20 protein-coding genes and 2 pseudogenes are annotated in these 25,215 nt (G+C 67.9%); 9 read left to right on the forward strand and 13 right to left on the reverse strand.

Features of this window, described 5'->3' with window-relative positions; translation table 11 throughout:
- Nucleotides 1-5: 5 nt before the first annotated feature.
- Genes ACOYR3_RS00995 through ACOYR3_RS01010 form a run of 4 tightly spaced genes read right to left on the reverse strand, consistent with a single transcriptional unit; the run spans nt 6 to nt 3,969 of the window.
- A complete protein-coding gene (locus tag ACOYR3_RS00995) occupies nt 6-1,184 on the reverse strand; it encodes an ABC transporter substrate-binding protein (RefSeq protein ID WP_422844676.1) in 1,179 nt (392 codons plus the stop codon).
- 18 nt (nt 1,185-1,202) lie between these two features.
- A complete protein-coding gene (locus tag ACOYR3_RS01000) occupies nt 1,203-2,240 on the reverse strand; it encodes a branched-chain amino acid ABC transporter permease (RefSeq protein WP_422844677.1) in 1,038 nt (345 codons plus the stop codon).
- Nucleotides 2,240-3,130, reverse strand: coding sequence for a branched-chain amino acid ABC transporter permease (locus ACOYR3_RS01005; protein ID WP_108500293.1), 891 nt, complete (start codon nt 3,128-3,130; stop codon nt 2,240-2,242). The genes ACOYR3_RS01000 and ACOYR3_RS01005 overlap by 1 nt, the downstream gene beginning before the upstream one ends.
- The gene (locus ACOYR3_RS01010; RefSeq protein WP_422844678.1) at nt 3,127-3,969 is read right to left on the reverse strand and encodes an ABC transporter ATP-binding protein; all 843 of its coding nucleotides are present in this window, start codon (nt 3,967-3,969) and stop codon (nt 3,127-3,129) included. Before ACOYR3_RS01010 ends, ACOYR3_RS01005 begins: the two co-directional genes overlap by 4 nt.
- A gap of 157 nt (nt 3,970-4,126) precedes the next feature.
- Between ACOYR3_RS01010 and ACOYR3_RS01015 the strand changes: the two genes are divergently transcribed.
- Nucleotides 4,127-4,993 (forward strand): TetR/AcrR family transcriptional regulator, encoded by an 867-nt coding sequence (locus ACOYR3_RS01015; protein ID WP_422844679.1) that lies wholly within the window; start codon nt 4,127-4,129, stop codon nt 4,991-4,993.
- Nucleotides 4,994-5,230: 237 nt separating this feature from the next.
- On the opposite strand, the gene cueR is transcribed toward ACOYR3_RS01015, so the two are convergent.
- Entirely contained in the window at nt 5,231-5,710 is a 480-nt protein-coding gene (cueR, locus tag ACOYR3_RS01020) for a Cu(I)-responsive transcriptional regulator (RefSeq protein WP_422844680.1), read from the reverse strand.
- Between the two features lie 120 nt (nt 5,711-5,830).
- The gene (locus tag ACOYR3_RS01025) at nt 5,831-6,043 is read right to left on the reverse strand and encodes a heavy-metal-associated domain-containing protein (RefSeq protein ID WP_291483881.1); all 213 of its coding nucleotides are present in this window, start codon (nt 6,041-6,043) and stop codon (nt 5,831-5,833) included.
- A gap of 186 nt (nt 6,044-6,229) precedes the next feature.
- On the opposite strand from ACOYR3_RS01025, the gene ACOYR3_RS01030 reads away from it, so the two are divergent.
- The 4 genes and pseudogenes from ACOYR3_RS01030 (at nt 6,230) to ACOYR3_RS01045 (ending at nt 11,358) form a co-directional block, all read left to right on the forward strand.
- Nucleotides 6,230-8,509 carry a heavy metal translocating P-type ATPase gene (locus ACOYR3_RS01030; RefSeq protein ID WP_422844681.1) on the forward strand — a complete coding sequence of 760 codons (2,280 nt, stop codon included), beginning with the start codon at nt 6,230-6,232 and terminating at the stop codon, nt 8,507-8,509.
- Nucleotides 8,510-8,633: 124 nt separating this feature from the next.
- Nucleotides 8,634-10,298 (forward strand): annotated as a pseudogene (locus ACOYR3_RS01035) (methyl-accepting chemotaxis protein); the annotation flags it as partial.
- 93 nt (nt 10,299-10,391) lie between these two features.
- Nucleotides 10,392-10,652 (forward strand): annotated as a pseudogene (locus tag ACOYR3_RS01040) (CZB domain-containing protein); the annotation flags it as partial.
- 127 nt (nt 10,653-10,779) lie between these two features.
- Entirely contained in the window at nt 10,780-11,358 is a 579-nt protein-coding gene (locus tag ACOYR3_RS01045; RefSeq protein ID WP_422844682.1) for a hemerythrin domain-containing protein, read from the forward strand.
- A gap of 40 nt (nt 11,359-11,398) precedes the next feature.
- On the opposite strand, the gene ACOYR3_RS01050 is transcribed toward ACOYR3_RS01045, so the two are convergent.
- The 7 genes from ACOYR3_RS01050 to ACOYR3_RS01080 all read right to left on the reverse strand — a co-directional run bounded on the left by ACOYR3_RS01050 (nt 11,399) and on the right by ACOYR3_RS01080 (nt 18,668).
- A complete protein-coding gene (locus tag ACOYR3_RS01050) occupies nt 11,399-12,502 on the reverse strand; it encodes an alkene reductase (protein WP_422844683.1) in 1,104 nt (367 codons plus the stop codon).
- 170 nt (nt 12,503-12,672) lie between these two features.
- A complete protein-coding gene (gene gstA, locus ACOYR3_RS01055) occupies nt 12,673-13,281 on the reverse strand; it encodes a glutathione transferase GstA (RefSeq protein ID WP_422844684.1) in 609 nt (202 codons plus the stop codon).
- An 85-nt stretch (nt 13,282-13,366) separates the two neighbouring features.
- Nucleotides 13,367-14,140 (reverse strand): class II aldolase/adducin family protein, encoded by a 774-nt coding sequence (locus tag ACOYR3_RS01060; protein ID WP_422844685.1) that lies wholly within the window; start codon nt 14,138-14,140, stop codon nt 13,367-13,369.
- Between the two features lie 169 nt (nt 14,141-14,309).
- A complete protein-coding gene (locus tag ACOYR3_RS01065; protein ID WP_422844686.1) occupies nt 14,310-14,771 on the reverse strand; it encodes a carboxymuconolactone decarboxylase family protein in 462 nt (153 codons plus the stop codon).
- Between the two features lie 191 nt (nt 14,772-14,962).
- Entirely contained in the window at nt 14,963-15,856 is an 894-nt protein-coding gene (locus ACOYR3_RS01070; protein ID WP_422844687.1) for an RNA polymerase sigma-70 factor, read from the reverse strand.
- Nucleotides 15,857-16,161: 305 nt separating this feature from the next.
- Nucleotides 16,162-18,309, reverse strand: coding sequence for an IPTL-CTERM sorting domain-containing protein (locus tag ACOYR3_RS01075; RefSeq protein ID WP_422844688.1), 2,148 nt, complete (start codon nt 18,307-18,309; stop codon nt 16,162-16,164).
- Between the two features lie 8 nt (nt 18,310-18,317).
- Nucleotides 18,318-18,668 (reverse strand): hypothetical protein, encoded by a 351-nt coding sequence (locus tag ACOYR3_RS01080; RefSeq protein WP_422844689.1) that lies wholly within the window; start codon nt 18,666-18,668, stop codon nt 18,318-18,320.
- A gap of 454 nt (nt 18,669-19,122) precedes the next feature.
- Here ACOYR3_RS01080 and ACOYR3_RS01085 point away from each other — a divergent pair, with 454 nt between their 5' ends.
- The 4 genes from ACOYR3_RS01085 to ACOYR3_RS01100 all read left to right on the forward strand — a co-directional run bounded on the left by ACOYR3_RS01085 (nt 19,123) and on the right by ACOYR3_RS01100 (nt 25,195).
- Nucleotides 19,123-21,783 (forward strand): IPTL-CTERM sorting domain-containing protein, encoded by a 2,661-nt coding sequence (locus tag ACOYR3_RS01085; protein ID WP_422844690.1) that lies wholly within the window; start codon nt 19,123-19,125, stop codon nt 21,781-21,783.
- 192 nt (nt 21,784-21,975) lie between these two features.
- Nucleotides 21,976-22,755 (forward strand): SapC family protein, encoded by a 780-nt coding sequence (locus ACOYR3_RS01090; RefSeq protein ID WP_422844691.1) that lies wholly within the window; start codon nt 21,976-21,978, stop codon nt 22,753-22,755.
- 102 nt (nt 22,756-22,857) lie between these two features.
- Nucleotides 22,858-23,478 carry a hypothetical protein gene (locus tag ACOYR3_RS01095; protein WP_422844692.1) on the forward strand — a complete coding sequence of 207 codons (621 nt, stop codon included), beginning with the start codon at nt 22,858-22,860 and terminating at the stop codon, nt 23,476-23,478.
- Nucleotides 23,471-25,195 carry an AMP-binding protein gene (locus tag ACOYR3_RS01100; RefSeq protein ID WP_422844693.1) on the forward strand — a complete coding sequence of 575 codons (1,725 nt, stop codon included), beginning with the start codon at nt 23,471-23,473 and terminating at the stop codon, nt 25,193-25,195. The genes ACOYR3_RS01095 and ACOYR3_RS01100 overlap by 8 nt, the downstream gene beginning before the upstream one ends.
- The last annotated feature ends 20 nt before the right edge of the window (nt 25,196-25,215 follow it).

Below are 25,215 nucleotides of genomic sequence, written 5' to 3' on the forward strand. Positions count from 1 at the left end.
CGAGGTCAGAGTTTGATCCAGTCCGACGCAGCCACCATTTTTTGCGCCTTCATGTCCGCGCGGTACACGCGGCCCACAGGGATGGAGTTGCCGCTGATGGTGATCGGCACACCGATGAGGCCGCCCGTGTCGAAGTCCTTGATGGAGTTGAGCGCAGCCTTCAGGTTGGGGCCGGTGAGGGGCTTGCCCGCATCCAGCGTGCGCTTGGCGGCTTCGGTGAACAGCATCGCCGCCAGGAAGCCCTGGATGTAAGCCGTGCTCTGGTACTCGGGCCGCAGTGAGCGGATCTTCTCCAGCATGGGCGCCTTCTCGGTGTCGTAGTAGTAGCGATACGGCATCACGCCCATGAAGCCGTCGGCGGCTTCGCCCATCTTCATCACGGTGGAGCTGTCCATGGTCCAGAACGTGCCCATCCACTTGCTGGTCATGCCCTGCTGCTTGCCCTGGGTGATGAACTCGGGGATGGGCGCGAGGATGTAGCCATGGAAGATGGTGTAGTCGGGCGCTGCGCGGCGCAGCTTGATGACCTCGCCCGACACGTCCACGCTGCCGGCGGGCGTCATGATCTTGATCGGCACCGACAGGCCGAGCTTCTTGGCCATGGCTTCGCTGGACTCGATGGGGTCGCGGCCGAATTCGGAGTCGGAATAGACGAACGCCACCTTGGCGCCGGGCTTCTCTTTGGCGATGTGCTTGAGCAGGATGCCGAACATCTCGGTGTAGTCGGGGCCCACGAGGAACTGGTTCGGGTACTTCTTGGGGTCGTTGAGTTCGGTGGCAAACGACGCGCCCGCCATCAGGATGTTGCCGTTGCGGTCCAGCTCGGGGTTGATGGTCTTGGAGAAGCCGGTGGAGTCGCCGTAGTACAGGTTGACCTTGTTCTGGCTGGTGATCTTCTTGAACGCAGCCACCGACACATCGACCTTGTAGCCCGTGTCTTCGGGCACGTACTTGACCTTGCGTCCTTTGATGCCGCCCGCGTCGTTGAGCATCTTCACGTAGTCGCCCATGCCCGCGTTGATGCCAACGCCTGCAAATGCGAACACGCCGGTGAGCGGGATGGAGCCGCCGATCACGATCTCTTCAGCGCCTTGCGCCAGCACCGACAGCGGGTGGGTGAGGGCGGCCGCGCCGGCGGCGGCCAGCAGGGTGCGGCGGCGCGGGGAGGTGGAGGTGGGGTGCATGCGTGTCTCCTGGGTGGTTTAGTTTCTGAAAGGCCAGAGATGGAAGAAACGACGGACGCGCCGCCACACTTCGGCCAGGCCATGGGGCTCGAAGACGAGAAAACCGATGATGAGCAGGCCAAAGATGACCGTGCGCACGGGCGAGAGGAACACCGTGAGTTCGCTGCCGCCGGGCATCAGGTCCACCACGAGCTTGAGCAGCTCGGGCACCATGGTCATGAAAACGGCCCCCAGGATGCCGCCCAGGATGGAACCCATGCCGCCGACGATGATGGCCGCGAGGAAGAAGATGGACATCTGCAGCGGAAAGCTCTCCGGTGTGACCACGCGGAAGAAGTACGCCCACAGTCCGCCCGCCACGCCTGCGTAGAACGACGAGAGGCCAAACGACAGCAGCTTGTAGCGCAGCAGCGGAATGCCCAGCACCTCGGCCGAGATGTCGCGGTCGCGGATGGCGATGAACGCACGGCCCACGCGCGTGCGGAACAGGTTGGCTGCGCCCAGCAGCATCAGGATGGTGGCGGGCACGATGAGCCAGTACAGGCGGAACGAGGTGTCGAGCGCCATGCCAAACAGCCTGGCGGGCGGCACGCTCAGGCCCCCGGTGCCGCCGGTGAACTTCCAGTTGGCAAAGATGAAGTGCGCGATGAACGATGCGGCAATGGTGGCAATCGCCAGGTACAGGCCCTTCACGCGCAGCGAAGGGATGCCCACCACGATGCCCCCGAGCATGGCCACGAAGCCACCGGCCAGCAGGTTGAGCACAAAGGGTGTGCCCACCTTGGTTTCCAGCACGGCCACGGTGTAGGCGCCCAGGCCCATGAAGGCGGCCTGTCCCAGGCTGACCAGCCCCGTGTAGCCCGTGAGGATGTTGAGGCCCGTGCTGCTTGCCACATTGATGCTGACCAGGCAGGCCAGGTACAGCCAGTAGTCGCTGGCCATGAAGGGGAACAGCACCAGCAACGCAGCGCCCACGGCCAGCCACGTTTTTTGCGTGCGCGAGTCGAACAGCGCCGCGTCGGCGATGTAGGTTTCCTTGAGGGTTCCGATGCGCATCAGAGTCTCTCTATTTCATGGGTGCCGAACAGGCCATACGGCCGCACCAGCAGCACAGCGACCAGCACGATGAAGGTCGCCAGCAGCTTGTATTCGCCGCCCAGATAGGCCCCGGCCAGTGCCTCGATCAGGCCGATGAGGATGCCGCCGATGAGCGCACCCAGCACGCTGTCGAGCCCGCCCACGATCACGACCACCAGCACCGACAGCCCGAACACGCCCATGCTGGACGAGATGCCGCCAATCGAGCCGACGATGATCCCGGAGATGGCGGCCAGCATGGCCGAGGCCACCCAGGCCAGCGAGAACACGCGCGGCACGTTGATGCCCACCGAATACGCGGCCGCCTGGTCGCTGGCCGTGGCGCGCAGGGCCACGCCGCCGCGCCAGAAGCGGAACACCACCAGCACCGCCGCGATGAACGCGATGGCGATCACCGCGCCCCAGAACACCTTGGGCGCGAGGAAGGCATCGCCCACCATGATGGGCTGCGTGGGCATGAAGTCCGGCAGGCGGCGCTGGTCGGCCGTCCAGATCATCTCGACCAGGCCCACCAGCACCGAGGCCAGGCCCACGGTGACCATGAACACGGAGATGGGCGGCTCGCCCAGCAGCGGGCGGATCATGGTGCGCTCGATCACTGCGCCCAGCAGGCCCGTGCCCAGCACGGCGGCCGGGATGGCCAGCCACAGTGGCAGCGCGAACATCGATGCAAAGGTGAAGAACAGGTAGGCGCCCACCATCAGCAGCTCGCCAATGGCGATGTTGACCACGCGCGTGGCCTTGTAGACCATCACAAAGGCCAGCGCCGCCAGCGCATACAGCCCGCCCCCGGCGATGCCGGTGAGGCTGATCTCAAACAGGTAGGCCCAGTCGAAGTTGCCGGTCATGACGTGGCCGCCCCCTGCAGCTTGGCACGCAGGTCGCCCACATCGCCCGCGCCCAGGTAGGCGCGGATGACCTCGGGGTCCGCCTGCACCTGTGCGGGCGTGCCCTGTGCGATGACCTGGCCGAAGTTGAGCACCACCACGTGGTCCGACAGGTCCATCACCATGCCCATGTCGTGTTCGACCATGAGCACCGTCACGCCCCATTCCTCGCGCACGTCGAGGATGAAGCGCGCCATGTCTTCGGTCTCTTCGCGGTTCATGCCGGCCACGGGCTCGTCCAGCATCAGGATCTGCGGCTGCATGGCGAGGGCCCGGGCCATCTCCACGCGCTTTTGCAGGCCGTAGGGCAGGGCCGAGACGGGCGCGTGGCGGATGTGGTCGATTTCGAGGAAGTCGATGATGCGTTCCTCGATGTCACGGCGCAGCGCGGCCTCTTCGCGGCGGGCGCGGCCCAGGTAGAACAGCGCGTCGAGCACGTTGGTCTGGAGGTGCGCGTGGCGGCCCAGCTTGATGTTGTCGAGCACCGTCATGCCGCGGAAGAGGGCGATGTTCTGAAAGCTGCGACCCAGGCCCAGCTTGGCGCGCTGCGGTGCAGGCACACGGGTGATGTCCTGCCCCTGAAAGCGGATGGAGCCCTGGCTGGGCCGGTAAAAGCCCGAGATGGTGTTGAACAGCGAGGTCTTGCCCGCGCCGTTGGGGCCGATGACCGCCGTGATGGAGCCGGGCGCCACGTCAAACCCCACCCCGGTCAGCGCCTTCACGCCTCCGAACGCCAGCGTGACGCCTTGTACCTGCAGCAGCGGCGGGACAGCACAGAGGCCGGAAGCGGTTGTCTCCATTGGCTTTCTAATACGGGTTGATTCACGGCGGGCGACCAGAAAATTTGCGCGGAGGCTGCGGAAATTTTCTACTTGTGCGTAAACTGTTTACCGACGAGTAGATTCTGGAAGCCGCACCCCCATTCAGCATCCGTACTTTCCCGAGGGATCTCGACCCATGCCCAGTGCCAAAGCGGCATCGCCCCGACGCAGCCCCAGCCCCAGCAAAAGCGGCGGCAGCAACAGCAGCAGCACGCCCGCGCGCAAGGTGCCGCGCTCCCGAGCCACTGCCTCCCCGGAGACATCCGCAGCGCAGGCCGACGGCGAGGCGCCCTCCAGCGCCTCGCCCTGGGCGCCGGTGTCCCACCGCGAGCAGCAGCGCGAGGCCAAGCGCTATGCCGTGCTACAGGCCGCGGCCCAGTTGTTCAACGAGCGGGGCTTTCACGCCACGTCGCTTGACGACATTGCCGCGCGCCTGAACGTGACGAAGCCCACGCTGTACTACTACGTGAAGAACAAGGACGAGATCCTGCTGCAGTGCGTGCGCCAAGGCCTGGACATGATGCTGGCGGGCATCGAGGTTTCGCGCGCGGCGGGCGGCCAGGCCATCGACCAGCTGATCACCTGCATGCAGGTGTACGCACGCATCGTCACGCAGGACTTCGGCATGTGCCTGATCCGCGTGGGCGACGAACAGGTGCCCCCCGAGAGCCGCAAGGAACTGCGCCGCCTCAAGTCCGCCATCGACCAGGAATTCCGGCGTCTGGTGGCCGAGGGCGTGGCCGAAGGGTCGCTTGCGCCCTGCGATCCCAAGATGACGGCGTTTGTGATTGCCGGTGCGCTCAGCTGGATCGGCCGCTGGTACCAGCCGGGCGGGGAGTACACGGCCGAGCAGGTGGCGCAGCAGTGTGTGGAGACGCTGATGGGCGGGGTGCTGCGGCGGCCGCCAGCGGCGGCGTGCTCGCCCGCCACGGCGCCCGGCCAAAAGCCCCGTGCGAGGCGCGGGGCCGCGCCTGCTCGGAGCAAGCCTGCGGGGCTGGCATGACGCAGGCTTGCTGCGGTTGAGGCAACTTTTGCCTGATTGGTTTCTTGTCTCAGATACCACTCCATCCGTTCGGGCTGAGCCCGTCGAAGCCAGGGCTTGCAGCGCGCGTGCGAGGCTTCGACAGGCTCAGCCCGAACGGGTGGGGAAGAGAAAGCGTCTGAGGTAGGTCGATAATCAGGCACTTTTGGCCTCCAGCGCCCGTCCAGCAAGCGCTGAAAGCTATTAAAAATATAGCATTTATGCGGCCGGTTTGGCCAGGTCGTCCAGGATCGGGCATTCGGGCCGGTCGTTGCCCTGGCAGCACGAAACCAGGGTTTGCAGCGTGCGCTGCATGGCCTGCATGGCGGCGATGCGGGTGTTCAGGTCGTCGATGTGGGCCTGGGCGATGCGCTTGACCTGGCTGCTGGCGCGGCTGCGGTCGTGCCACAGGCCCAGCAGCTCGGCGATCTCCTCCATCGAAAAGCCCAGGTCGCGCGCGCGGCGGATGAAGTGCAGTGCGTGCACGTCGGCCTCGGTGTACTGGCGGTAGCCGCTGTCGGTCCGGGCCACGCCGGTGATGAGGCCCAGCGCTTCGTAGTGCCGCACCATGCGCGCCGAGATGCCCGCGCGCCGGGCGGCGGTGCCGATGGCCACGGGCCAGGCCGTGGCGCGGGGGGCTGCCGGTTTGCCAGGCGCGGGGGCCGGGGCGTGTGCGTGCTGGGGCGTTGGCGTCGTCATGGTGGGACCCTTGTGGGGTGGAGGGGGTGTGCCGGTGCGTGTGCCTTCATCACAACCGCCCGGGCTGAGCGGGTCGAGGCCTCGCGCGGCGGGTCGGGATTGCGGGGCTGCACACCCGCATCAGGCGGCGACGGTGTAGCCCTCTTCGGCAATGGCGGCGGCAATCGCCTCGCGGGGCGCGGTGCTGTCCACGTCCACCTTGCCGCTGGCGCGGTCGATGCGCACCTGGGCCTGGGGGTCCACCTGCTGGACGGCCTGGGTGACGGCGCGTTCGCAGTGGCCGCAGGTCATGCCCTGGACTTGGAAGGTGGTTGTGGTGGTGTTGCTGGTCATGGTGAAAACTCCTGGGTCGGTCGGTGACAGTGGCGGGATCGGCCGAAACCCTGCGATCCCACGGGTGCCGATGGTGAAGCTTGACACCGTGGCAAAGTCAAGCGATTGTGAAGGCACTGACGGCGCGAGGGTTGATGCGGCGCAACGCTTGACCTTGCCATCGCGTCAAGGATCACCATCCCTGCCATGAACACCACCACCACCCCTCCCCTGGCTGCGTCCGCAGCATCCCCGGGACCCCTGCACTCGCTTGACCTGGGCATTTCCGGCATGACCTGTGCCAGCTGCGTGGGCCGCGTCGAGCGTGCGCTGCGCAAGGTGCCGGGCGTGCAGGACGCCTCGGTCAACCTGGCCACCGAATCGGCCCGCGTGGCGTTTGCCACCGGCCCCGGCGGGGGCGATGCGGCCGCCATGGAGGCCCAGCTGCGCCGCGCGGTGCGCAACGCGGGCTACGAGCCGCGGGCGGCCGGCCAGGACGAGGCGCCGGAAGACACCTCGCCTTGGGCGGGGTTCCTGCCGGTGGGGATCGGGCTGGTGCTGTCGGCGCCGCTGGTGCTGCCCATGCTGGGCGATCTGTTCGGGCAGCACTGGATGCTGCCGCCGTGGGCGCAGTTCCTGCTGGCCACGCCGGTGCAGTTCATCCTGGGGGCTCGGTTCTACAAGGCGGGCTGGCATGCGGCCCGGGCGCTGTCGGGCAACATGGACCTGCTGGTGGCGCTGGGCACCAGCGCGGGCTGGGGGCTGTCGATGTGGCTGTGGCTGACGGCCCCCACCGACCATCCGGGGCACGTGCCGCACCTGTATTTCGAGGCGTCGGCGGTGGTGGTCACCCTGGTGCTGCTGGGCAAGTGGCTGGAGGCGCGCGCCAAGCGCCAGACCACCGCGGCCATCCGCGCCCTGCATGCGCTGCGGCCGGACGTGGTGCACCTGCTGGGCAAGGGCGGCGAGGTGGACGTGCCCGTGGCCGAGGTGCTGGTGGGCGACCGCCTGGTGGTGCGGCCGGGCGAGCGGATTCCGGTGGATGGCACGGTGGTGGAGGGGCACACGCAGGTCGATGAGTCCATGCTCACCGGTGAACCCCTGCCGGTGGCGCGCGACGCGGGCGCGGGCGTGACCGGGGGTTCCATCAACGGCGACGGCCGCATCGTGATGGAAGTGACGGCGGTGGGCGCCGAGACGGTGCTGGCCCAGATCATCCGCCTGGTGGAGGACGCCCAGGCCGCCAAGGCGCCCATCCAGCGGCTGGTGGACCAGGTCTCCGCGGTCTTCGTGCCCGTGGTGCTGGTGGTGGCGGTGGTCACGCTGCTGGGCTGGCTGGCCATGGGCGCGGGCCTGGAGGCCGCGCTGATCCACGCCGTGGCGGTGATGGTGATTGCCTGCCCCTGCGCGCTGGGCCTGGCCACGCCAGCGGCCATCATGGCCGGCACGGGGGTGGCCGCCAAGCACGGCATCCTGATCAAAGACGCGCAGGCGCTGGAACTGGCCCACAAGGTGGACACGGTGGCGTTCGACAAGACCGGCACCCTGACCGTGGGGCGCCCGCGGCTGACCGCGTTCGAGGTGGTGCCGGGCGCCGACGAGGCCGTGGTGCTGGCGGCCGTGGCCGCCGTGCAAAGCGGCAGCGAACACCCGCTGGCCCGGGCCGTGGTGGCGGCCGCCGCCGACCGGCAGCTGCCCCTGGCGGAGCCCGATGGCGTGCGCGCCGTGCCCGGCCGCGGCACCGAGGGCGAGGTGGCTGGCCAGAGCTACCTGGTCGGCAGCCTGCGCTGGATGCAGGAGCTTGGGGTGGACCTGGGCCCGCTGGCGGGCCGGTCGCAGGCCCTGCAGCAGGAGGGCGCCACCGTCTCGGCGGTGGCGCAGCGCGTCACGCAAGGGCTGCAGCTGCGCGCCGTGCTGGCCTTTGGCGACGAGCCCAAGCCCGGCGCCCGGGAAGCCCTGGCCGCCCTGAAGGCGCGCGGCATCCGCACGGTGATGGTCTCGGGCGACAACCGCGGCGCCGCCGAGGCCATGGCCCGGCGCCTGGGGCTGGACCCGGAGGCGGGCGAGGTGATGGCGGAGGTGCTGCCGGGCGACAAGGCGGCCAAGGTGGCGGCGCTGCAACAGGGGGCCGATGGCAAGCGCCATCAAGTTGCGATGGTAGGCGACGGCGTCAACGATGCCCCGGCGCTGGCGGCGGCCGACGTGGGCCTGGCCATGGGCAACGGCACCGACGTGGCCATGCATGCGGCCGGCATCACGCTGATGCGCGGCGACCCGATGCTGGTGGCGGCCGCGCTGGACATCTCGCACCGCACGGTGCTCAAGATCCGCCAGAACCTCTTTTGGGCCTTTGCCTACAACGTGGCCGGCATTCCGCTGGCCGCGCTCGGGTACCTGAACCCGGTGGTGGCGGGGGCCGCCATGGCCTTGAGTTCGGTCAGCGTGATGGCGAATGCGCTCTTGCTCAAGCGCTGGCGCATGGGATAAATACGTCCACGGGTACAACGGGTTCACAGTTGTCTGGCAAACTGCAACGATTTGTTGCGGAGCCGGGACCCGGGCGGCTGGGGAGGCAGGCGCGTGTACATATCAAAACGAAGGACGAACGATCATGAATCTCTTCTCGCTGATGCGGTACTTCACCATCCGCATGCGCATGCTGGGGGCCATTGGCGTGGTGTTGGGGCTGCTGGGCCTGCTGGGGGGCGCGGGGATGCTGGGCATGTTCCGCATCCATGCGATGAGCGAGAACTTCATGGCGCGCTCGTTTGCCGAGGTGAGCAGCCTGGCCGAACTGCGGGGCGAGATGGGCGCCATCCGCCAGTACGAGAAGGACATGATCATCGGCTATGAAAAGCCCGAGGCGGTCAAGGCGGCGCATGCCAAGTGGATCGAGAGCCAGGACAAGGCCAAGAAGATCGCGGGCCAGTTCCTCGAAGGGGAGGAGGACGTCGACAACCCCATCGTGCGCAACATCGTCAAGCGCCTGGACAGCTACCGGGAGCAGTTCGCGCATGTCGCGCGCCAGCTGGAGGCCGGCGGCTACGACACCGCCACCATCGCCAACCGCATGAGCGCCAAGGCCGTGGCCGAGTTTGCCGAGGCGGACAAGCTGATGATGGAGCTCGATTCGGTGCTGCGCACCGAGGTGGCCCGGTCCGTGAAGGAACAGGGCGAGGTGGCGGGCGACACGAAGTGGCTGTTTGCGCTGGCGGTGCTCGTGACCGTGGTGGTGGTGGTGCCCACCACGCTGATGAACATGAACTCGATCTGCCGGCCGCTGGAAGAGGCACGCCACATGGCGCAGGCCATTGCCGGCGGGGATCTCTCGCAGCACATCGCGGCCGAGGGGCGTGACGAGGTGGCCGACCTGCAGCGCGCCCTGCGCGACATGCAGCAGGGGCTGGGCGCCCTGGTGGCGCAGGTGCGCGACGCCAGCGGCAACATCGCCACGGCGAGCCAGGAAATCGCCATGGGCAACCATGACCTGTCGCAGCGCACGGAGCAGACGGCCAGCAACGCGCAGGAGGCGGTGTCCTCCCTGTCGCAGCTCACCGCCACGGTGCAGCAGACGGCATCGTCCTCGCAGATGGCCAACCAGCTGGCTGCCTCGGCCTCCGGCACCGCCACGCGCGGCGGCTCGGTGGTGCAGCAGGCGGTGGCCAGCATGCACGAGATCTCGGCCTCCAGCCGCAAGATCGGCGACATCATCGGCCTGATCGATTCCATCGCGTTCCAGACCAACATCCTGGCGCTGAACGCCGCCGTGGAGGCCGCGCGGGCCGGCGAGCAAGGACGGGGCTTTGCCGTGGTGGCCAGCGAGGTGCGCAGCCTGGCGCAGCGCTCCGCGGCCGCGGCCAGCGACATCAAGGGCCTCATCCACAGCAGCGTGACGGCCGTGGATGGCGGCGTGCGCCATGTGGAAGACGCCGGCGCGGCCATGAACGAGATCGTCACCAGCGTGCAGCGCGTGGGCGACATCATTGGCGAGATCACCGCGGCAGCCTCGGAGCAGTCCGCGGGCATCGGCCAGGTCAACCAGTCGGTGGGCGAGATCGACCGCATGACGCAGCAGAACGCCGCCCTGGTGGAAGAGTCCGCCGCCGCGGCCGACTCGTTGCGCGAGCAGGCGGCGCGCCTGTCGCAGGTGGTGCAACAGTTCCGCCTGGCGGACGAAGGCCAGGCCGCCGGCATGCCCGCGGCGGGCGCCATGCTGGCGCACCGCGCCCCGGTGGCCGCGCCGGCACCCGCGGCTGCGCTGGCAGCCCCTGCCGCCGAGGGGGTGGACCTGGAGTCGGCCATCAAGGCCCACGCCCAGTGGCGCACCAAGCTGCGCGATGCGGCGCGGCACCAGGAACAGCTGGACGCCGACACCATCGGCCGCGATGACTGCTGCGAACTGGGCCGCTGGCTGCACGGCCGGGGCCAGGGTTCCTATGGCAGCGTGCCGGCCTTCCAGGCCTTGGTGGACCGCCACCGTGAATTCCACGAAGTGGCCGGCAGCGTCGCCCAGTTGATCAACCGGGGCGCGTATTCCGAAGCCGAGCAGGCCCTGGAGGGCAACACGCCGTTCTCCCGGGCCTCCGCCGAGGTCGGCTCCGCCATCGTGCGCCTGCGCAAGAGCCTGTAACGCCGGGAGGCATCCAGCCCCCGCCTTGTCCGGCGGTGCGCCTGGGCGGGGGATTGCTTGATGTGTGTCAGGTCCGCGGCGGGCGGACCGTGGCAATCTGGCGGCTTCGTGTCAACGGGGGAGCGCCATGCCGTCAGTCAGTTTGCGGACCATTCGCGAAGAGCATGCGTCGCTCGCCGCCATCCTGCATTCGTTGCGTTTGATGATGGACCAGGGGCCGGGCGATGAGCCGGCGGTGTTCTTCGACGTGATGCGGGCCATGCTGTTCTACATCGACGAGTTTCCAGAGCGCCAGCACCACCCCAAGGAGTCGCAGCTGCTGTTCCCGAAAGTCGCAGAGCGCTCGCCCGAGGCGGCCGACGCGATCGCGCAGCTCGAACGCGACCACGAAGGCGGCGAGGCCGCCGTGCGGGAGCTGCAGCACCTTCTGCTGGCCTGGGAACTGATGGGCGATGCCCGCCGGGAAGCCTTTGCCAAGGCGCTCGACAGCTACATCCACTTCTACCTGGAGCACATGCGCGTGGAGGAGGTGGTGGTGATTCCGGCGGCGCAGCAGGTGCTGCAGCCTGCAGACTGGGCGGCCATGGACGTGGCGTTTGCCAGCAACACCAACCCCCTGGCGGCTGGCAAGCCGCGCGACGCGGCGTACGACCGCCTGTTCACCCGCATCGTCATGCGGGCACCCAGCCCGATCGGGCTGGGGTGACCCCCGAGCCGGCCGCTTCGCCGGCCCCCGTTCTTGGCCCTCAGGCGCTCAGCGCCGGGTAGTCCGTGTACCCCTCGGACCCGCCGCCGTACAGCGTGGCGCGGTTCACCTCGTTGAGCGGTGCGTTGCGGCGCAGGCGCTCCACCAGGTCGGGGTTGGCGATGAACGGCCGGCCAAAGGCCACGATGTCCGCGCCCTGGGCCAGGGCCTGCTCGGCGAGTTCGCGGGTGTAGGCGTTGTTGACCATCCACGCGCCCTTGCCGCCCGCGGCGCGGTAGGCGGCACGCAGGGCCGCGTAGTCGAACGGCCGGTCCGGCAGTTCGCGCGGGCCGCCCGTGGCGCCTTCGATCACGTGCACGTAGGCCAGGCCCAGCGGTGCCAGCTCGCGCACCACGTACTCGAACAGGGGCTGGGGATCGGCGTCCACGATGTCGTTGGCCGGGGTGACGGGGGACAGGCGGATGCCGGTGCGGCCGCCGCCGATTTCCTCGGTGATGGCGCGGGTCACCTCCAGCAGCAGGCGCGCGCGGTTCTCGATGCTGCCGCCGTAGTCGTCGGTGCGGTGGTTGGCGCCGGTCTTGAGGAACTGGTCGATCAGGTAGCCATTGGCCGCATGGATCTCCACGCCGTCAAAGCCCGCTGCGATGGCGTGCCGCGCGGCATGGCGGTAGTCCCGCACGATGCCGGGCAGTTCCTCGGAGTCCAGGGCGCGCGGCTGCGACGTTTCGGTGAACGTGGGCACGCCGTCCTTGATGAGCACGGTCTTGGTGTGGGCCCGGATGGCGGACGGGGCGACAGGGGCCGCATTGCCCGGCTGCAGGTCGGTGTGCGAGACGCGGCCCACGTGCCACAGCTGCACCACGATCTTTCCGCCGGCCTCGTGCACGGCGCGGGTCACCTTTTTCCAGCCGTCCAGCTGCTCGGTGCCATACAGGCCGGGCACGTCCGCATAGCCCTGGCCCTGGGGGCTGATGGCCGTGGCCTCGGAGATGATGAGCCCGGCGCTGGCGCGCTGGGCGTAGTAGGTGGCGCCCAGGTCGGTGGGAATCGCCTCGGGCGAGCGGTTGCGGGTGAGCGGCGCCATGGCGATGCGGTTGTCCAGCTGGAGGTCGCCCGCACGGGTGGGTTCGAACAGTGAGGTCATACAGAAGTCCTGAAAAGCTGCTGCGCGCAGCAACGATGAGTCCCCCAGCTTAGCCCCGTCTTCGCTCTTAGAACATGCTCTAAGGCAGGTTCTTGCGGGTCAGGGCGAGGAGACTGCCGGAGACTTTTGCAGCGCCGGACCCCCCGCCGGGGGACGGCGCCGGCTTAGGCTTATTTGAGCAATCCTTCGGCCCTCATGGCCGCCTGCACTGCCGGGCGGGCGGCGACCCGCTCGCGGTAGGCCGCCAGGTGGGCCAGGCCGGCAATGTCCAGGTTGGTGGGCTTGGCCCAGTTGGTCACGGTGAAGAGGTAGCCGTCGGCCACGGTGAACTGGTCGCCCATCAGGTACTGCTTGCCGGCGAGCTGGCTGTCCACCCATTGCAGGCGCTGCAGCAGCCGTTCGCGCACCATGGGCTTGTAGTCCTCGGGCGTGGCGGGGTTGAACAGGGGGCTGAAGCCCTTGTGCAGCTCGGTGCCGATGAAGGTCAGCCACTCCTGCAGGCGGTAGCGCTGCAGGCTGCCGTTCTGGGGGGCCAGCATCTTCAGGGGCACCTGGTCTGCGATGTACTGGACGATCGCCGGGCCTTCGCGCAGGCGGGTGCCGTCGTCCAGCTCCAGCACCGGCACGTAGCCCAGGGGGTTGATGGTGTAGTAGTCGGTGCCGTCCTGCAGCTTGTGGCTCTTGGTGCTGGCCAGCACGGGGGTGTAGGCCAGGCCGGCTTCGTGCAGGGCGATGTGGGGAGACAGCGAGCAGGCGCCGGGCGAGTAGTACAGCTTCATGGATCAGTCCTTGCAAACGGTCGGAAACCGTTGATGCTATGCGCTGCGCTGTTTTTTTGCTGGCGTGCGCCGCTGGCGGGCCTGCTCACATGTCATGCCCCGGCGCCTCGCGCTGCACCTTGCGCAGCAGCGCGGGCCAGGTAAACGCGCCGCCCAGCCCGCCCGTCTGCACCCGCATGGCCTGGGCCACGCCGCTCACGATCTGGGGGTTCACTTCGGTCAGGGCGCCGCCGGCCTGGGCGTCGATCTGGATGCGGCAGGTGTTCTCGAACGTGTACATCGACAGGAAGGCGTCGGCAATCGTCTTGCCCACGGTGAGCAGGCCGTGGTTGCGCAGCATGAGGAAGTTGGCCCCGCCCAGGTCGGCCTGCAGGCGCGGCTTTTCTTCGTCGCGGAAGGCCACGCCTTCGTAGGTGTGGTACGCCAGCGAGGCCAGCACGAAGGTGCTCTGCTGGCTGATGGGCAGCACGCCGCATTGCTGCGCGCTCACGGCCACGCCGGCGCGGGTGTGGGTGTGCAGCACGCAGCCGGCCTCGGGCCGCGCCTCGTGCACGGCGCTGTGGATCACGAAGCCGGCCGGGTTCACCGGGAAGGGCGAGTCGTGCAGCTTGTTGCACTGCATGTCGACCTTGATCAGGCTGGAGGCCGTAATCTCCTCGAACATCAGCCCGTAGGGGTTGATGAGGAACTGGTGCGCGCCCGGGCCCGCCACCGATTCGGGCAGCTTGGCGCTGATGTGGGTGAAGACCAGGTCGCTCCAGCCGTACAGCGCCACCAGGCGGTAGCAGGCGGCCAGGTCGCAGCGCAGCTGCCATTCTTCGGGGCTGACGCTGGCTTGCAGGGAGGGAAGGGCGGTCATGGGCGGTGTCTCCGTAATGGGGGGAAAGCACCACTGTAGGCCGCGTGCGCGCGGGTGACTGTCAGGCAGGCTACACAGGCCGCTCGCGTGGCAGGGGAATCTGGAGTATCAAAAATGATAGCTTCCAGCGATTGCTGCACAAGCGCTAGAGGCCATTTTTATAGATAAATCATGCCACCGGCTTTTCGGGAATCGGTGCGCGCATGCCCGCGTTGAGCAGGTTCCAGGCGTTGATGACGGCGATGGCAAAGCCCAGGTCGGCGATCTCGGCCTCGGTGAACAGGGCCTGGAGCCTGGCGAACTCCTCGTCGCTGGCGTCGCTGTGCGGCGTGGCGGTGATGATTTCCGCCCAGCGGAAGGCTGCGCGCTCGCGCTCGCTGAAGAACGGCGCCTCGCGCCAGCCGGCCACGGCGTTGAGGTGGCGCGGCTCCATGCCGTCCTTCACCAGGTAGTTCCAGTGCATGTCCATGCAATAGGCGCAGCCGTTGATCTGCGAGACGCGCAGGAACACCAGCTCGGCCAGGCGCGCGCCCAGGGCGCCTTTCTTGATCGTTTCAGACACGTTGACCAAGCCCATGAAGGCCTTGGACGAGAGCTGGTGGTAGGGCAGGCGGGCGGTGTGCTGGGACATGGGGGAAAGCTCCTGAAAGGGGGGTTGAATGAACCATTGCCTGAAAGGGGCGGCCGCCCGCCGGCCGGGGTGGCCGGGCCGGGCGCCGCCGCCTTCCATACCCTTCAAGACGCAAGCCGGCGTGCGGTTGTGACGGCGCCCCGCCGCTTTTTTTGGAGCTTCGGGGGCTCCGGGCCGCAGGGCCCGGGCGCTCACTCCAGGCGCAGCGCGACTCCCGCCAGCTTGTCGGGGTTGCGGATCGCATAGATGGCCACGATGCGTTCGCCGTCCGTCACCATGGCCTGCGCCGATTCCAGCCGGCCCTGGACGTAGCGCAGCAGGCCCGGCTCGCCGTTGAGCAGCACCGGGCGGTAGACCACCTGGTCGGCCAGGCGCCGCCATTGCGCCCAGTACAGGTTGGCAATGCGGAACGCGCCCACCAGCGGATGCGGGAACGAGCGCACCTTGCCGCCGCCGTCGCCAATCAGCATCGCATCGTGCGACAGCAGGGCCTGGATGGCGGCCCGCTCGCCGCTGTGGGCGGCGGCGACAAAGCGCTCCAGCAGCTGGTGGTGCACGCCGCGGGGTACCTCGAAGCGCGCACGCGCCTGCTGCACGCGTTCGCTGGCGCGGTGCACCATCTGCCGGCAAGCCGCCTCGGTCTTGCCCAGCTGCGCGGCAATGTCGGGGTAGTCGTAGTCAAACACCTGCCGCAGCAGGAAGGCGGCCCGCTCCTCCGGGCCCAGGCGTTCCAGCACGTACAGGAACGCCACCGACAGCTCACCCGCCAGCTCGGCCGCGGCTTCGGGCGTGTGCTCGTCCAGCGGCTCCACCAGCGGTTCGGGCAGCCACCAGCCCACATAGGCATCCCGCTCGGCCTTGGCCGCGCGCAGCCGGTCGATGGACAGGCGCGTCACCACGGTCACCAGCCAGGCCTCGGCCGACTGCAGCGCGGCGGTGTCCTGGCGGCTCCAGCGCAGCCAGGCGTCCTGCAGCACATCCTCGGCATCGGCACGCACGCCCAGCATGCGGTAGGCGATGCCGAACAGGCGCGGGCGCAGGGCGGTAAAGGGGTCCGGGGCGGTGGGAGCGAGGGCGGTGTTCATGCGGGCAGTGTCCGAAAAAGAGGGCTGCGGGCCAGGCCCGGACAGCCCCGGTTGTACACACAGGCCAGACGTTGCGCCGGCCCGGGTTGTGACACTGCGGCAGGGTTACTTCAATTTTGATAGCTGCTTGCGCTGATTGGGCAATGGCTACAGCCGTTTTTGGCAATAGTCGTCAACGGCGGAGTGCGTGAGGCGGGCTGTCCGCCGACCACCCGGTGCCGAATGCTGCCTGGCCCACGGCAGCCCAGCACGGCCGCCGAGGGTGCGGCCGTGGCCCGGCGTTCCTGGCCGGGCCGCAGCTTCGGTTAGAACCAGCGAGCGTTGTGCGCGCTGCGCGGATTGCGCGGGTTGCTGCGCTGCGCGGCAAAGCCGGTAAAGGCCAGCAACAGTGCCGACAGGCCCAGGCCCAGCTCGCTCAAGGTCGGAATGGGCCGGGAAGGCGCGGGGGGAGGAGGCGGCGGCGGCGGGGTGACCACGGCCGCCGACTGCAGGTACCAGTTGTTGCCCACCTTGTGCAACGTATAGACAAAGCCGCCCACCGTGATCGAGCCGCCGGCCAGCACAAAGGCGTTGTCCGGAGAAGAGCCCGCCACACTCACCACCAAAATGCCGTTGCCGGTCGTGGCAGCGCCCAGCCCGGCCACATTGGTGATGCGCAGCGTCGTGGTGCCCGTCACATTGCCATTGATGGTCAGCACATCCGAGGGCGACGCCGAATCGCCCAGCTGCGCATCCAGATTGAAGGCACCGCCGCCGGTGTAATTGCCCGTCACCACGATGGCATCGCCCGTGGTGCCGTTGGCCGTCGACAGCGTGCCCGAATTGGCCACACTGTCGTTGAGCGTCATCGAAGTGCCCAGCACCACCGTGCTGGCGCTATCGACATACAGCTGCGCGCCCCCCAGGCCCGCAGCCAAGGTCGGGCTGTTCAGCGTCAGCGTGGAGGCATACAGATTGATCGTCTCCCAGTTCACGAAACTCATGCTGGAAGCATTGAGCGTGACATTCTGGAACGTCAGCACATCGACAAAGCCATCGGCCGTCGAACTGTCATCGCCACCATCGAGGACCGTCACACCGCTGATATCGGCACCGTTCTGGAGGATGAGCGTATCGCTGCCATTGCCCAGGTGCACCTCGCCAGTGGTCTTGGAGCCGGACGGTGCAGTCACCGTGGCGTTGCCAGCGCCGTCAAGGATCGCCACGCCGGAAGCCGCGGAAACATCCGCGCCGCTGAACAGGTTGATGGCCACCGCATTGCCCGCCGTGGTCCCCGTCTGGATGCCGGCGCCCGTGCTGCCCGTGCCCGCCACCACACCGCGCAGATTGAGGGCCGTGGTGCCCGAGCCATAGTTCTCCGCCAGGATGCCGGTGAAGCCGCGCACACTGCCGCTGTCCTGGTTGATTGTGACGGGCTTGGTATTGGCGGTGTTGTAGATGCCTGCGGCAATGCCGGCAGCGTCCGTCGCGGTGGAAGAACCCGCCACCGCACCCGTGGTGGTGACGGTGATGGCGCCCGTGCCCGTGGGGCCGTCGTACCAGTCGCTGGCGACAATGCCGATGCGCCCGGTGCCGGTCACGTTGGCCGTGGCGACGATGGTGGTGTCGCCAGTGCCATCGTTGAAAGCGCCGATACCGTCCAGCGCGCCGACCACGCTGCTGTCGGCCTGGATGGTGATGGTGCCGCCGGTGGCTTCGGTATTGCCGGCGAAGATGCCGTCGTCGGTGCCCGAGCCCGTCACGGTTTTACCGGCTGCGGTCGTGATGGCGATGTTGCCTGTGCTCTCGTTGCGGGCATACAGCCCCACAGCCCCCTTGCCCGTGACATTGCCAGCGGTGTTGATGAGGATGTCGCCGGTGCTGCCGGGGAACGTGGACGCTTGGATGCCCGTCGTGGTGCCGGTAACGTCTCCGCCCACATTGATCTCAAGGCCGCTGCCGGCGTTGTTGGCCCCGATCCCGTAGAACTTGGGGTCGGACACGTTGCCGCCCACCGTCACCTTGGTGGTGCCGGTGGTCGAGGCGTTGGAGGCAAAGATGCGCCCGCTGGTGCTGCCGGTCACCGTCACGGCCACGTTGGCGCTGCCTGCGGTGGAGTTGATGGCTGAGATGCCAAGGGGCGTATTCAGCACGCTGCCATTGATGGTGACGATGTTGGACCCGCCGGTGCCGCCGTAGGTGCTGTACACGCCCTGGTATCCGCCCGAGATGTCGGCTGCGGTGATGCTGTTTCCCGCGCCGGTCGTCGAGAGCCAGATCCCCGAGCCGTTGGCGGTGCTGAGCGTGATGGGCGCCGTGGCGTTGATGGTGTGCAGGCCGGTGGCGGCGCTGCTATTGATCAGGATGCCCGTGCCCGGGCTGGACAAGGGGCCGCTGCTTTGCAGGGTGACCTGCTGGGTGGTGGCGTCGGTGATCACACGCACGGCGGCGGCGGTGGCATTGAGCGTGGACACCGGGCCCGTCAGGACCAGGCTGACATTGCCCCCGCCGTGTTGTTCACATCAACGCCCTGGCTGTTGGTGGTCGTGCTTCCGGTGATGGTGCCGTTGCCTGTCTGCGTGAGCGTTGCGCCGCCGGTACTCGTCAGGCGCAGGCCAGGGCCGCCCACCCCCGTGCTGGCGAACGTCGGGTCCACCACCACATTGAGCGACGGCCCCGTGATGAGGGTGGACGGCGTGGAGCCCGAGCAGGTATACACCCCGGCGCTCAAGGTACAGGCGGCCCAGGCGGACGTGCCGCCCAGCACCAGCGCGGGGGCGCCCAGCGCCAGCGCAATGGCGCGCGGTTTGAAACTGAATATTTTCTTGCCCATTTTTAACCCACGAATTTTTGCTGACCAATATTCCCGGTATTCAGCCAGACACGGGAAATGAGTGGCACGGCGAATTTCTGGCTACAGGGCAAAAACAATAATCACCGAAGCAATCGGTCATTTGACAAAAATCAATACCCTGGGGCTGTGAAAACAAGGCATGGAGCACCGCAGCCACGCTGTCACTGTATTGGCGAAATTTCTGCGCGGAAATATTTGACAGTATTTAACAAATACAGAAAGCCGAAAGTGTGGCAAGTTAACCGTGTTTGACATTTCGGGGGGTGCCGCCTCTTGGCGCTGCATGGTGGAATCAGAAAGCGCCTTCGCGGAGAAGGGCGCATTCCCCGCAAATGCACCTCTTGCTGTCTACCCCGTATTTCGCTGCCGGGGCAGATGTTTGGGTTGATGGGGTTATTAATTCAAAGAAATCTGAGAGACCCGAGGTAACCCCATGAAGAAAAAAACGCCTGTTTCCCGGCATTCGCTCACCCTGCTGCAAGGCGCCTTGGTGGGTGCGTTTTCAATGGTGCCCGCCAGCGGCGCCTGGGCCACCAATTTCTGGGTTGGCCCCGGGGATGTAACGGAGGGTGCTTCCTGGTCGGTAGGAAGCGTGACGGACCCGGCCGGTGGCGCCAACGTCATCAATTCGTCGTCCCCGGCCGCGCCATGGAACGCTACGACCTTTACTTCAGGCTTGAACCTCCAGGACCTGTACGTAGGGCACGGCAGCGGTGCCTCCGGCGCGTTCAACATCACGCCGGATGGCAGTGCTTCGAACTTGTACATGAGTGTGAACCAAGCCAGTGACCCGGCCCTGCCGCCCCTGGCAGCCACCGACCCTTACCTTCGCGTAGGCGATGCGGGAGGGACGGGCACCCTGACCGTCGATATGACTACCCCCCTCACGGTTCCTCCCGGATCCGCCCGGGTCACGACGTGGGGACCAGGCTTGGGGGTGGGGCTGGGCGCCGGCAGCACCGGCCAGGTCAATGTGCTGGGCGCGGGCAAGTCGGCCGACCAGCTCGGCTATGCCGCCCCCAACTCCATGGTGGTGAGGCCCTCGAACAGCAACTCGCTGGTGGGCCAGGCTGGGGGCAATGGTCTGGTTAACATCAACGGCGCCAGCCTGCACTTGGAAACGGGGACGGCAAACCAGTATTCCACCCCGACCACGTACTTTGCTGTGGGCGAGGGTGCTGGGAGCACAGGGGCGGTCAATGTGCTGGGCAGCGGCAAGCTTTCCTCCAGCAACCCGAACTGGGTCGACAATTCCCAGTCGGGTCCCAAGCTTCCCTACAACTTCATTGGCAAAAGTGGTGGCACGGGCGTAGTCACCGTCCAGCCGACGACGGGCGGTTTCCCCAACCAGGCGGATTTCTACAGCGGCTTGTCCGTAGGCACCACGGGCGGCAATGGCGCCCTCGATGTGCTGGCGGGCGGCAAGTCGCTGGTCAGCAACGGCATGGCCTATCCGGGGGCTCCGGGCACGTGCTCGGCTACCCAGCCTTCGAGCTATCCCCCGGCGCCCGCTTCTCTGCAGATCAGCGCGGACGGGGCCTCCACCGGCCTGGTGCGCGCCACGGGCAGCGCCACCGAGTTGCTTGTGACGGGCAAGATGAACAACATGGGTTCGTTGCCGGTCCTGCTCCAGGACCACGTGATTGGCCGGGTGCAGATCGGCACGGGCGGCACGCTGGTCACGGCCGACACCGGCACCGTCAAGGTGGGTGCGAACTTGTTGCAGATGGCAACGTCGTCCACGGGCTCCCCGGTTTTTGTCAACACCACGGTCGGAGGCCTGGGCCCGGTCAACGTCTCAGGCAGCGGCAGCGTGGTCTACGGCTCAGAGACCGCCACAGCCACCGCCCCCGGCACCATCGAAGCCTCGCAGATCAACCTGGCAGACGCCACCTCGCAACTGCGCTTTAACCACACCAGCAGCATCAACTTCAACCTGCCGCTGGTGGGCAGCGGCACCGTGGTGCAGCAAGCAGGCACCACCACCATCTCGCCCACGCTGGCCGGACTGCCTGCGCTGGACCCCAACCTGTGGCAGTTCGACACCACGGCAGCGTGCATGCCCGCCGTGGCCTCCAGCTACCCCACAGACCAATCGGCCTTCGCAGGCAGCCTGGCAGTGCAAGGCGGCACCCTCGTGCTGCCCACCACCAACATCCTGCCCAGCCTCACCGCCATCAGCATCACCGGCGGCACCCTCATGCAAGGAGGCACCAGCCAGAACCTGGGCGCAGTCACCCAAAGCGGGGGCGTGCTGCAACTGACCGGCGGCAGCACACCCGGCGCCACCGACACCGCCAACGCCACCGCCTGGAGCGGCAGCGGCGGCACCGTGCAACTGGACACCGTGCTGGGCACAGACGGCAGCCCCAGCGACAAACTGCGCATCACAGGCCCCATCAGCGGCACGACAGTGCTGCAGATCAGCAACCTGGGAGGAGCAGGGGCTGCCACCACCGGCAACGGCATCCTGGTCGTGGACGCCGCCAGCGCCAGCGGCAGCGGCACCTTCACACTGGCCGGAGGCACCCTGGTGCAAGGCGGCTTCGTGTACTCGCTGGTCAAGGCAGCAGACGGCAACTGGTACCTGCAATCGACCCCCGTACCGCCGCCCAGCGGCGTGATCACCATCCAGCAAACCGTAAGCACGGCAGCGGGAGCGGCGCCCTACAGCGGCAGCATCCCCTTCACGCTGAACTGCACCACGCCCAGCTACCAGTTCAGCGGCACCATCACCGTGACCAACAACACGGGCACGGCAGCGCCGATCACCGTGGCGGCAGGCAGCGTGTGCACCGTGAGCCAGGGCGCACTGCCGGGCGTCACCGGCTTCACCTGGGGAGCACCGGTGTACGTGCAGCCCAGCGGCGCCATGCCCGGGGCAGGCTCGCAGACCATCACGATCAGCAACACCCTGACCCAGAACGGAGGGGGCACCGGCCCTGGCGGTACCGGTAATGGCAATGGGAACGGAAACGGCAACGGCACCGGAACGGCCACTCCCGTGCCCACGCTGGGTGAAGGAGGGCTGGCGGCGCTGGCCGCACTGATGCTGGCCGCCATGGCCGGCATGCGCCGGCGCGTGCTGCGGTGAGCTGCTGACGGGTTGACCGGCGCCGGCTGGCGGCTGCTGCTGCGCCGGCCTCTCGGCGCGGACAGGCCCTGCGGCGATGGCCGCGCGGTCAGCCCTGGCGGCGACCTTTTTGATCCGGGCATTTCTTCTTCTACTTGCGAACAGCGTATGCAAACTCCGTCTCCCCAGGCTTCAACGCCGCCCCCGCTGCCCATGTTTTACCGGGAGCTGCAGCCGTTGGACCCGCAGCGCTATCTGGGCTACGGCGTGCGCACGGGCCGGAATTTCCTGGCGGCGGCCCAGGCCAACGCCGTGCCGTTGGGGGTGAGCGAGTTTCCGTGGGCCAGCAGGTACTATCCGATCGTGTTCGGGCCCGAAGGCCCGGGCAGCATTCCCGTGGCGATTACCGCGGTGGTGGAGGGGCGCAATCTGTTTGTGGACACGCAGGGCGCGTGGGAGCCCGGCGTGTACGTGCCAGGCTACCTGCGCCGGTACCCGTTCTGGGCGCAGGTGGACCAGCAGTCCCAGCAAGCCAACCTGTGGTTCGACCCGCAGGCGGGGGCTGTGGTGCCGTTGCAGGACGACGGTGATGCGCGGCCGTTGTTTGACTTCCGCGGGCAGCCCAATGCGGCGCTGAATGAGATCGTGCAGTTCTGCCTGCAGTGCCTGCAGGATGAGTTCGCCACGGCGCAGTTCATGGCCGCGCTCCACCGCGAGCGGTTGCTGGTGGACCGGCACGCGCGGATCGAACTCGCACCCGGCCGGTTCTATGAGCTCGGCGGGTTCCGCACGGTCGATGTTGAGGCGTTTCACAAGCTCCCGGAAGCGACGCTGGCGCAATGGGTGCGCAACGGCTGGGCGGCGCTGGTGGCCGTGCACCACTGGTCGCTCACCTACAACTGGCAACAGTTGGTGGCCCTGCACCATCGCATGGAGCAGCAGCAGCAACAACAAGGCCCGACTGGCGCGGAGCCCGCGTTGCACCATGCATAGCCATTGCCGCGGCTTCCTGTGCCTTGTGTCCCGGCGTGCAATGCCTGCGCGCGCGGAGCGCCGCCGAGCCGCCGCCAACCTTCTGACCTGGACAGCACGACGATGAGCGGTTTCACCTTTTCCCTGCGGCCGCCCGGCCCCCCCGCATCCCAGGGCGTGTGGGTGCGGGTGGAAACCGCCCACTACGTGCTGCGCAGCATCACGGCGGCCGACGTGACGCCGGAGTTTGCGGCCTGGTTCGACGACCCCCTGATGCTGCTGGGGCTGAATCTGCCGGCGCTGCATTTCTCGGTGGACGGGCTGCGGGCCTTTGCCGCGAGCTTCAACAACCTGGACAATTTCCTGATCGGCGCCTTCGCCAAGGAGGGCGGCCAGCTGCGGGGGTTCTACAACTTCAGCGTCAACCAGGCCCACCGGCTGGCCACGCTGACGCTGGGGATGGAGCCGCGGTCCGGGCTGGGGCGCGCCATTTTGTGGGAGACGGCCGGCCCCTTGTTCGACGAAATGTTCGCCAAGGCCGCCATTGACAAGATCTCTGGCCGCATTCTGGCCAACAACCGCCGCGTGCTGTTTGCGCTGATGGACAACGACCATTTCGTGAGCGAAGGGATGCTGCGCCAGGAGTGCATGGGCCGGGACGGCAAGCGGCTCGACATTCTGGCCGTGGCCTGCTTCAAGGACGAGGCCCTGCGCCCCAAGAAGACGCCGCACCACCATGGCTGACAGGGCAGCGCCCGCTGAGCGGCGCATGGGGGGCTTTTCGTCGCTGCCGCAGGCCTTGCGGTATGCGGCCACGGCGTTTCCGGACCAGGGGTTCAGCTATTTCGACGGCCAGGGGCAGCTGACCGCGCGCATGGGCTATGGCGACCTGTGGCGCCGCGCCTGCGCGGTGGCGCTCTGGCTGCGCCGCGGCATGGCCGCGCAGCGGGGCACGCGGGTGGGGCTGCTGGCACAGACGGGGCCGGACTTCATCGTGCATTTCTGTGCCTGCCAGCTGCTGGGGTGGATTCCCTGCCCGCTGCCTTTGCCGGCGTCGCTGCAGGGGGCCAGCCGCTACCAGCAGGCCCTGGCTAACATGCAGGCCGCGGCTGGTATCGAGCTGCTGATCGGCCCCCGGCAATTGCTGGCTTCGCTGCAGACGGGGATGTCCGGCCAGGCCGGGCTGGACTATGAAGCGACGGCCCACCTGGGCGGCGACGAGGCCCCCTGCGAAGCGGCCTGGCAGGCCGGTGGCGCGCCCGCGCCCGCGGACGTGGCGTATGTGCAGTTTTCCTCGGGCTCCACGGCCCAGCCCAAGGGCATTGCCATTGCGCACCGGGCGTTGATGGCCAATGTGGATGACATCCTGCGCCATGGCCTGCGCCTGACGTCGCAGGACCGGGCATGCTCGTGGCTTCCGTATTACCACGACATGGGCCTGGTGGGCCTGCTGCTGGCGCCCATCTGCGGGCAGGTGAGCGTGGATTACCTGGCGCCGTCTTCGTTTGTGCGCCGCCCCCACGTGTGGCTGGCCCTCATGGAGCGGCAGGGCAGCACCATCACCTATGCGCCCGGCTTTGCCTATGCGTTGGCGGCCCGGCGGTTGCCGCCGCAAGGGCCCGCGCCCCGGCTGCACGCGCTGCGCATCGCGGGCGTGGGCGGTGACCAGGTGCACGCAGCCCAACTGGAGGAATTTGGCCGCGCCCTGGCGCCCCAGGGATTTGACGTGAACGCGTTCAAGCCCAGCTATGGGCTGGCGGAAGCGACCTTGGCCGTGACGATGTGCGACGCGCCGTTCGACCGGCTGCAGCGGCACTTTGCCATCGGCGATGACGGCGGGGTGCAGGAGGTGGACGCGGCCCAGCCCGCAGCGCGTGCGCTGGTGAGCTGCGGCAAGGCGCTGCCGGGCTGGACCGTGACCGTGGTGGACGCGCAGGGCCAGCCGCTGCCCCCGCTGCGGGTGGGAGGCATCGTGGTGCAGGGCGAGGCGCAAATGTCGGGCCTGCTGGCGCAGGGCCGCCTGGAGGCGGTGGACCGGTCGCGGGGCATCGAGACCGGTGACCTGGGCTTTGTGGCCGCCGACGGCGAATGGTTCGTCGTGGGGCGCGGCGCGGATCTGGTCATCGTGCGGGGCAGAAACCTCTGGCCCCTGGACCTGGAGCGGGTGGCGGCCGAAGTCCTGGGGGCCGACGCCGATGACCTGATGCTGCTGCAGAGGGACGGCCCCGAGGCGCAACTGGTGCTGCTGGTGCACGAGAAGGCTGCAGCCCGCGTGCAGGGCGCGGAGCACCACGCCCACCTGGTGGCCGCGCTGGTGGCGGCCTGTGGCGCGGCCGTGCAGCCTTGCGTGGTGGCCAACGGGACCATCGAGCGGACATCGTCCGGAAAGAAGGCCCGCGGCCCGACCCGCGCCGGTTTTCTCAGCGGCCGCATCGCGCACCGACCCATTTATCCCAGCTGATGATGAAGGACAAGGAAACC

This window comes from Acidovorax sp. M2(2025), from assembly GCF_049330835.1.
In the GTDB taxonomy this organism is placed as follows: Bacteria; Pseudomonadota; Gammaproteobacteria; order Burkholderiales; family Burkholderiaceae_C; genus Acidovorax.

What these genes read in the sequence shown, in the direction of transcription:
- ACOYR3_RS00995 (WP_422844676.1), bottom strand. Translation starts at nt 1,184, where the DNA reads ATGCACCCCACCTCCACCTCCCCGCGCCGCCGCACCCTGCTGGCCGCC.
- ACOYR3_RS01000 (WP_422844677.1), bottom strand. Translation starts at nt 2,240, where the DNA reads ATGCGCATCGGAACCCTCAAGGAAACCTACATCGCCGACGCGGCGCTG.
- ACOYR3_RS01005 (WP_108500293.1), bottom strand. Translation starts at nt 3,130, where the DNA reads ATGACCGGCAACTTCGACTGGGCCTACCTGTTTGAGATCAGCCTCACC.
- ACOYR3_RS01010 (WP_422844678.1), bottom strand. Translation starts at nt 3,969, where the DNA reads ATGGAGACAACCGCTTCCGGCCTCTGTGCTGTCCCGCCGCTGCTGCAG.
- ACOYR3_RS01015 (WP_422844679.1), top strand. Translation starts at nt 4,127, where the DNA reads ATGCCCAGTGCCAAAGCGGCATCGCCCCGACGCAGCCCCAGCCCCAGC.
- cueR (WP_422844680.1), bottom strand. Translation starts at nt 5,710, where the DNA reads ATGACGACGCCAACGCCCCAGCACGCACACGCCCCGGCCCCCGCGCCT.
- ACOYR3_RS01025 (WP_291483881.1), bottom strand. Translation starts at nt 6,043, where the DNA reads ATGACCAGCAACACCACCACAACCACCTTCCAAGTCCAGGGCATGACC.
- ACOYR3_RS01030 (WP_422844681.1), top strand. Translation starts at nt 6,230, where the DNA reads ATGAACACCACCACCACCCCTCCCCTGGCTGCGTCCGCAGCATCCCCG.
- ACOYR3_RS01045 (WP_422844682.1), top strand. Translation starts at nt 10,780, where the DNA reads ATGCCGTCAGTCAGTTTGCGGACCATTCGCGAAGAGCATGCGTCGCTC.
- ACOYR3_RS01050 (WP_422844683.1), bottom strand. Translation starts at nt 12,502, where the DNA reads ATGACCTCACTGTTCGAACCCACCCGTGCGGGCGACCTCCAGCTGGAC.
- gstA (WP_422844684.1), bottom strand. Translation starts at nt 13,281, where the DNA reads ATGAAGCTGTACTACTCGCCCGGCGCCTGCTCGCTGTCTCCCCACATC.
- ACOYR3_RS01060 (WP_422844685.1), bottom strand. Translation starts at nt 14,140, where the DNA reads ATGACCGCCCTTCCCTCCCTGCAAGCCAGCGTCAGCCCCGAAGAATGG.
- ACOYR3_RS01065 (WP_422844686.1), bottom strand. Translation starts at nt 14,771, where the DNA reads ATGTCCCAGCACACCGCCCGCCTGCCCTACCACCAGCTCTCGTCCAAG.
- ACOYR3_RS01070 (WP_422844687.1), bottom strand. Translation starts at nt 15,856, where the DNA reads ATGAACACCGCCCTCGCTCCCACCGCCCCGGACCCCTTTACCGCCCTG.
- ACOYR3_RS01080 (WP_422844689.1), bottom strand. Translation starts at nt 18,668, where the DNA reads ATGGGCAAGAAAATATTCAGTTTCAAACCGCGCGCCATTGCGCTGGCG.
- ACOYR3_RS01085 (WP_422844690.1), top strand. Translation starts at nt 19,123, where the DNA reads ATGAAGAAAAAAACGCCTGTTTCCCGGCATTCGCTCACCCTGCTGCAA.
- ACOYR3_RS01090 (WP_422844691.1), top strand. Translation starts at nt 21,976, where the DNA reads ATGTTTTACCGGGAGCTGCAGCCGTTGGACCCGCAGCGCTATCTGGGC.
- ACOYR3_RS01095 (WP_422844692.1), top strand. Translation starts at nt 22,858, where the DNA reads ATGAGCGGTTTCACCTTTTCCCTGCGGCCGCCCGGCCCCCCCGCATCC.
- ACOYR3_RS01100 (WP_422844693.1), top strand. Translation starts at nt 23,471, where the DNA reads ATGGCTGACAGGGCAGCGCCCGCTGAGCGGCGCATGGGGGGCTTTTCG.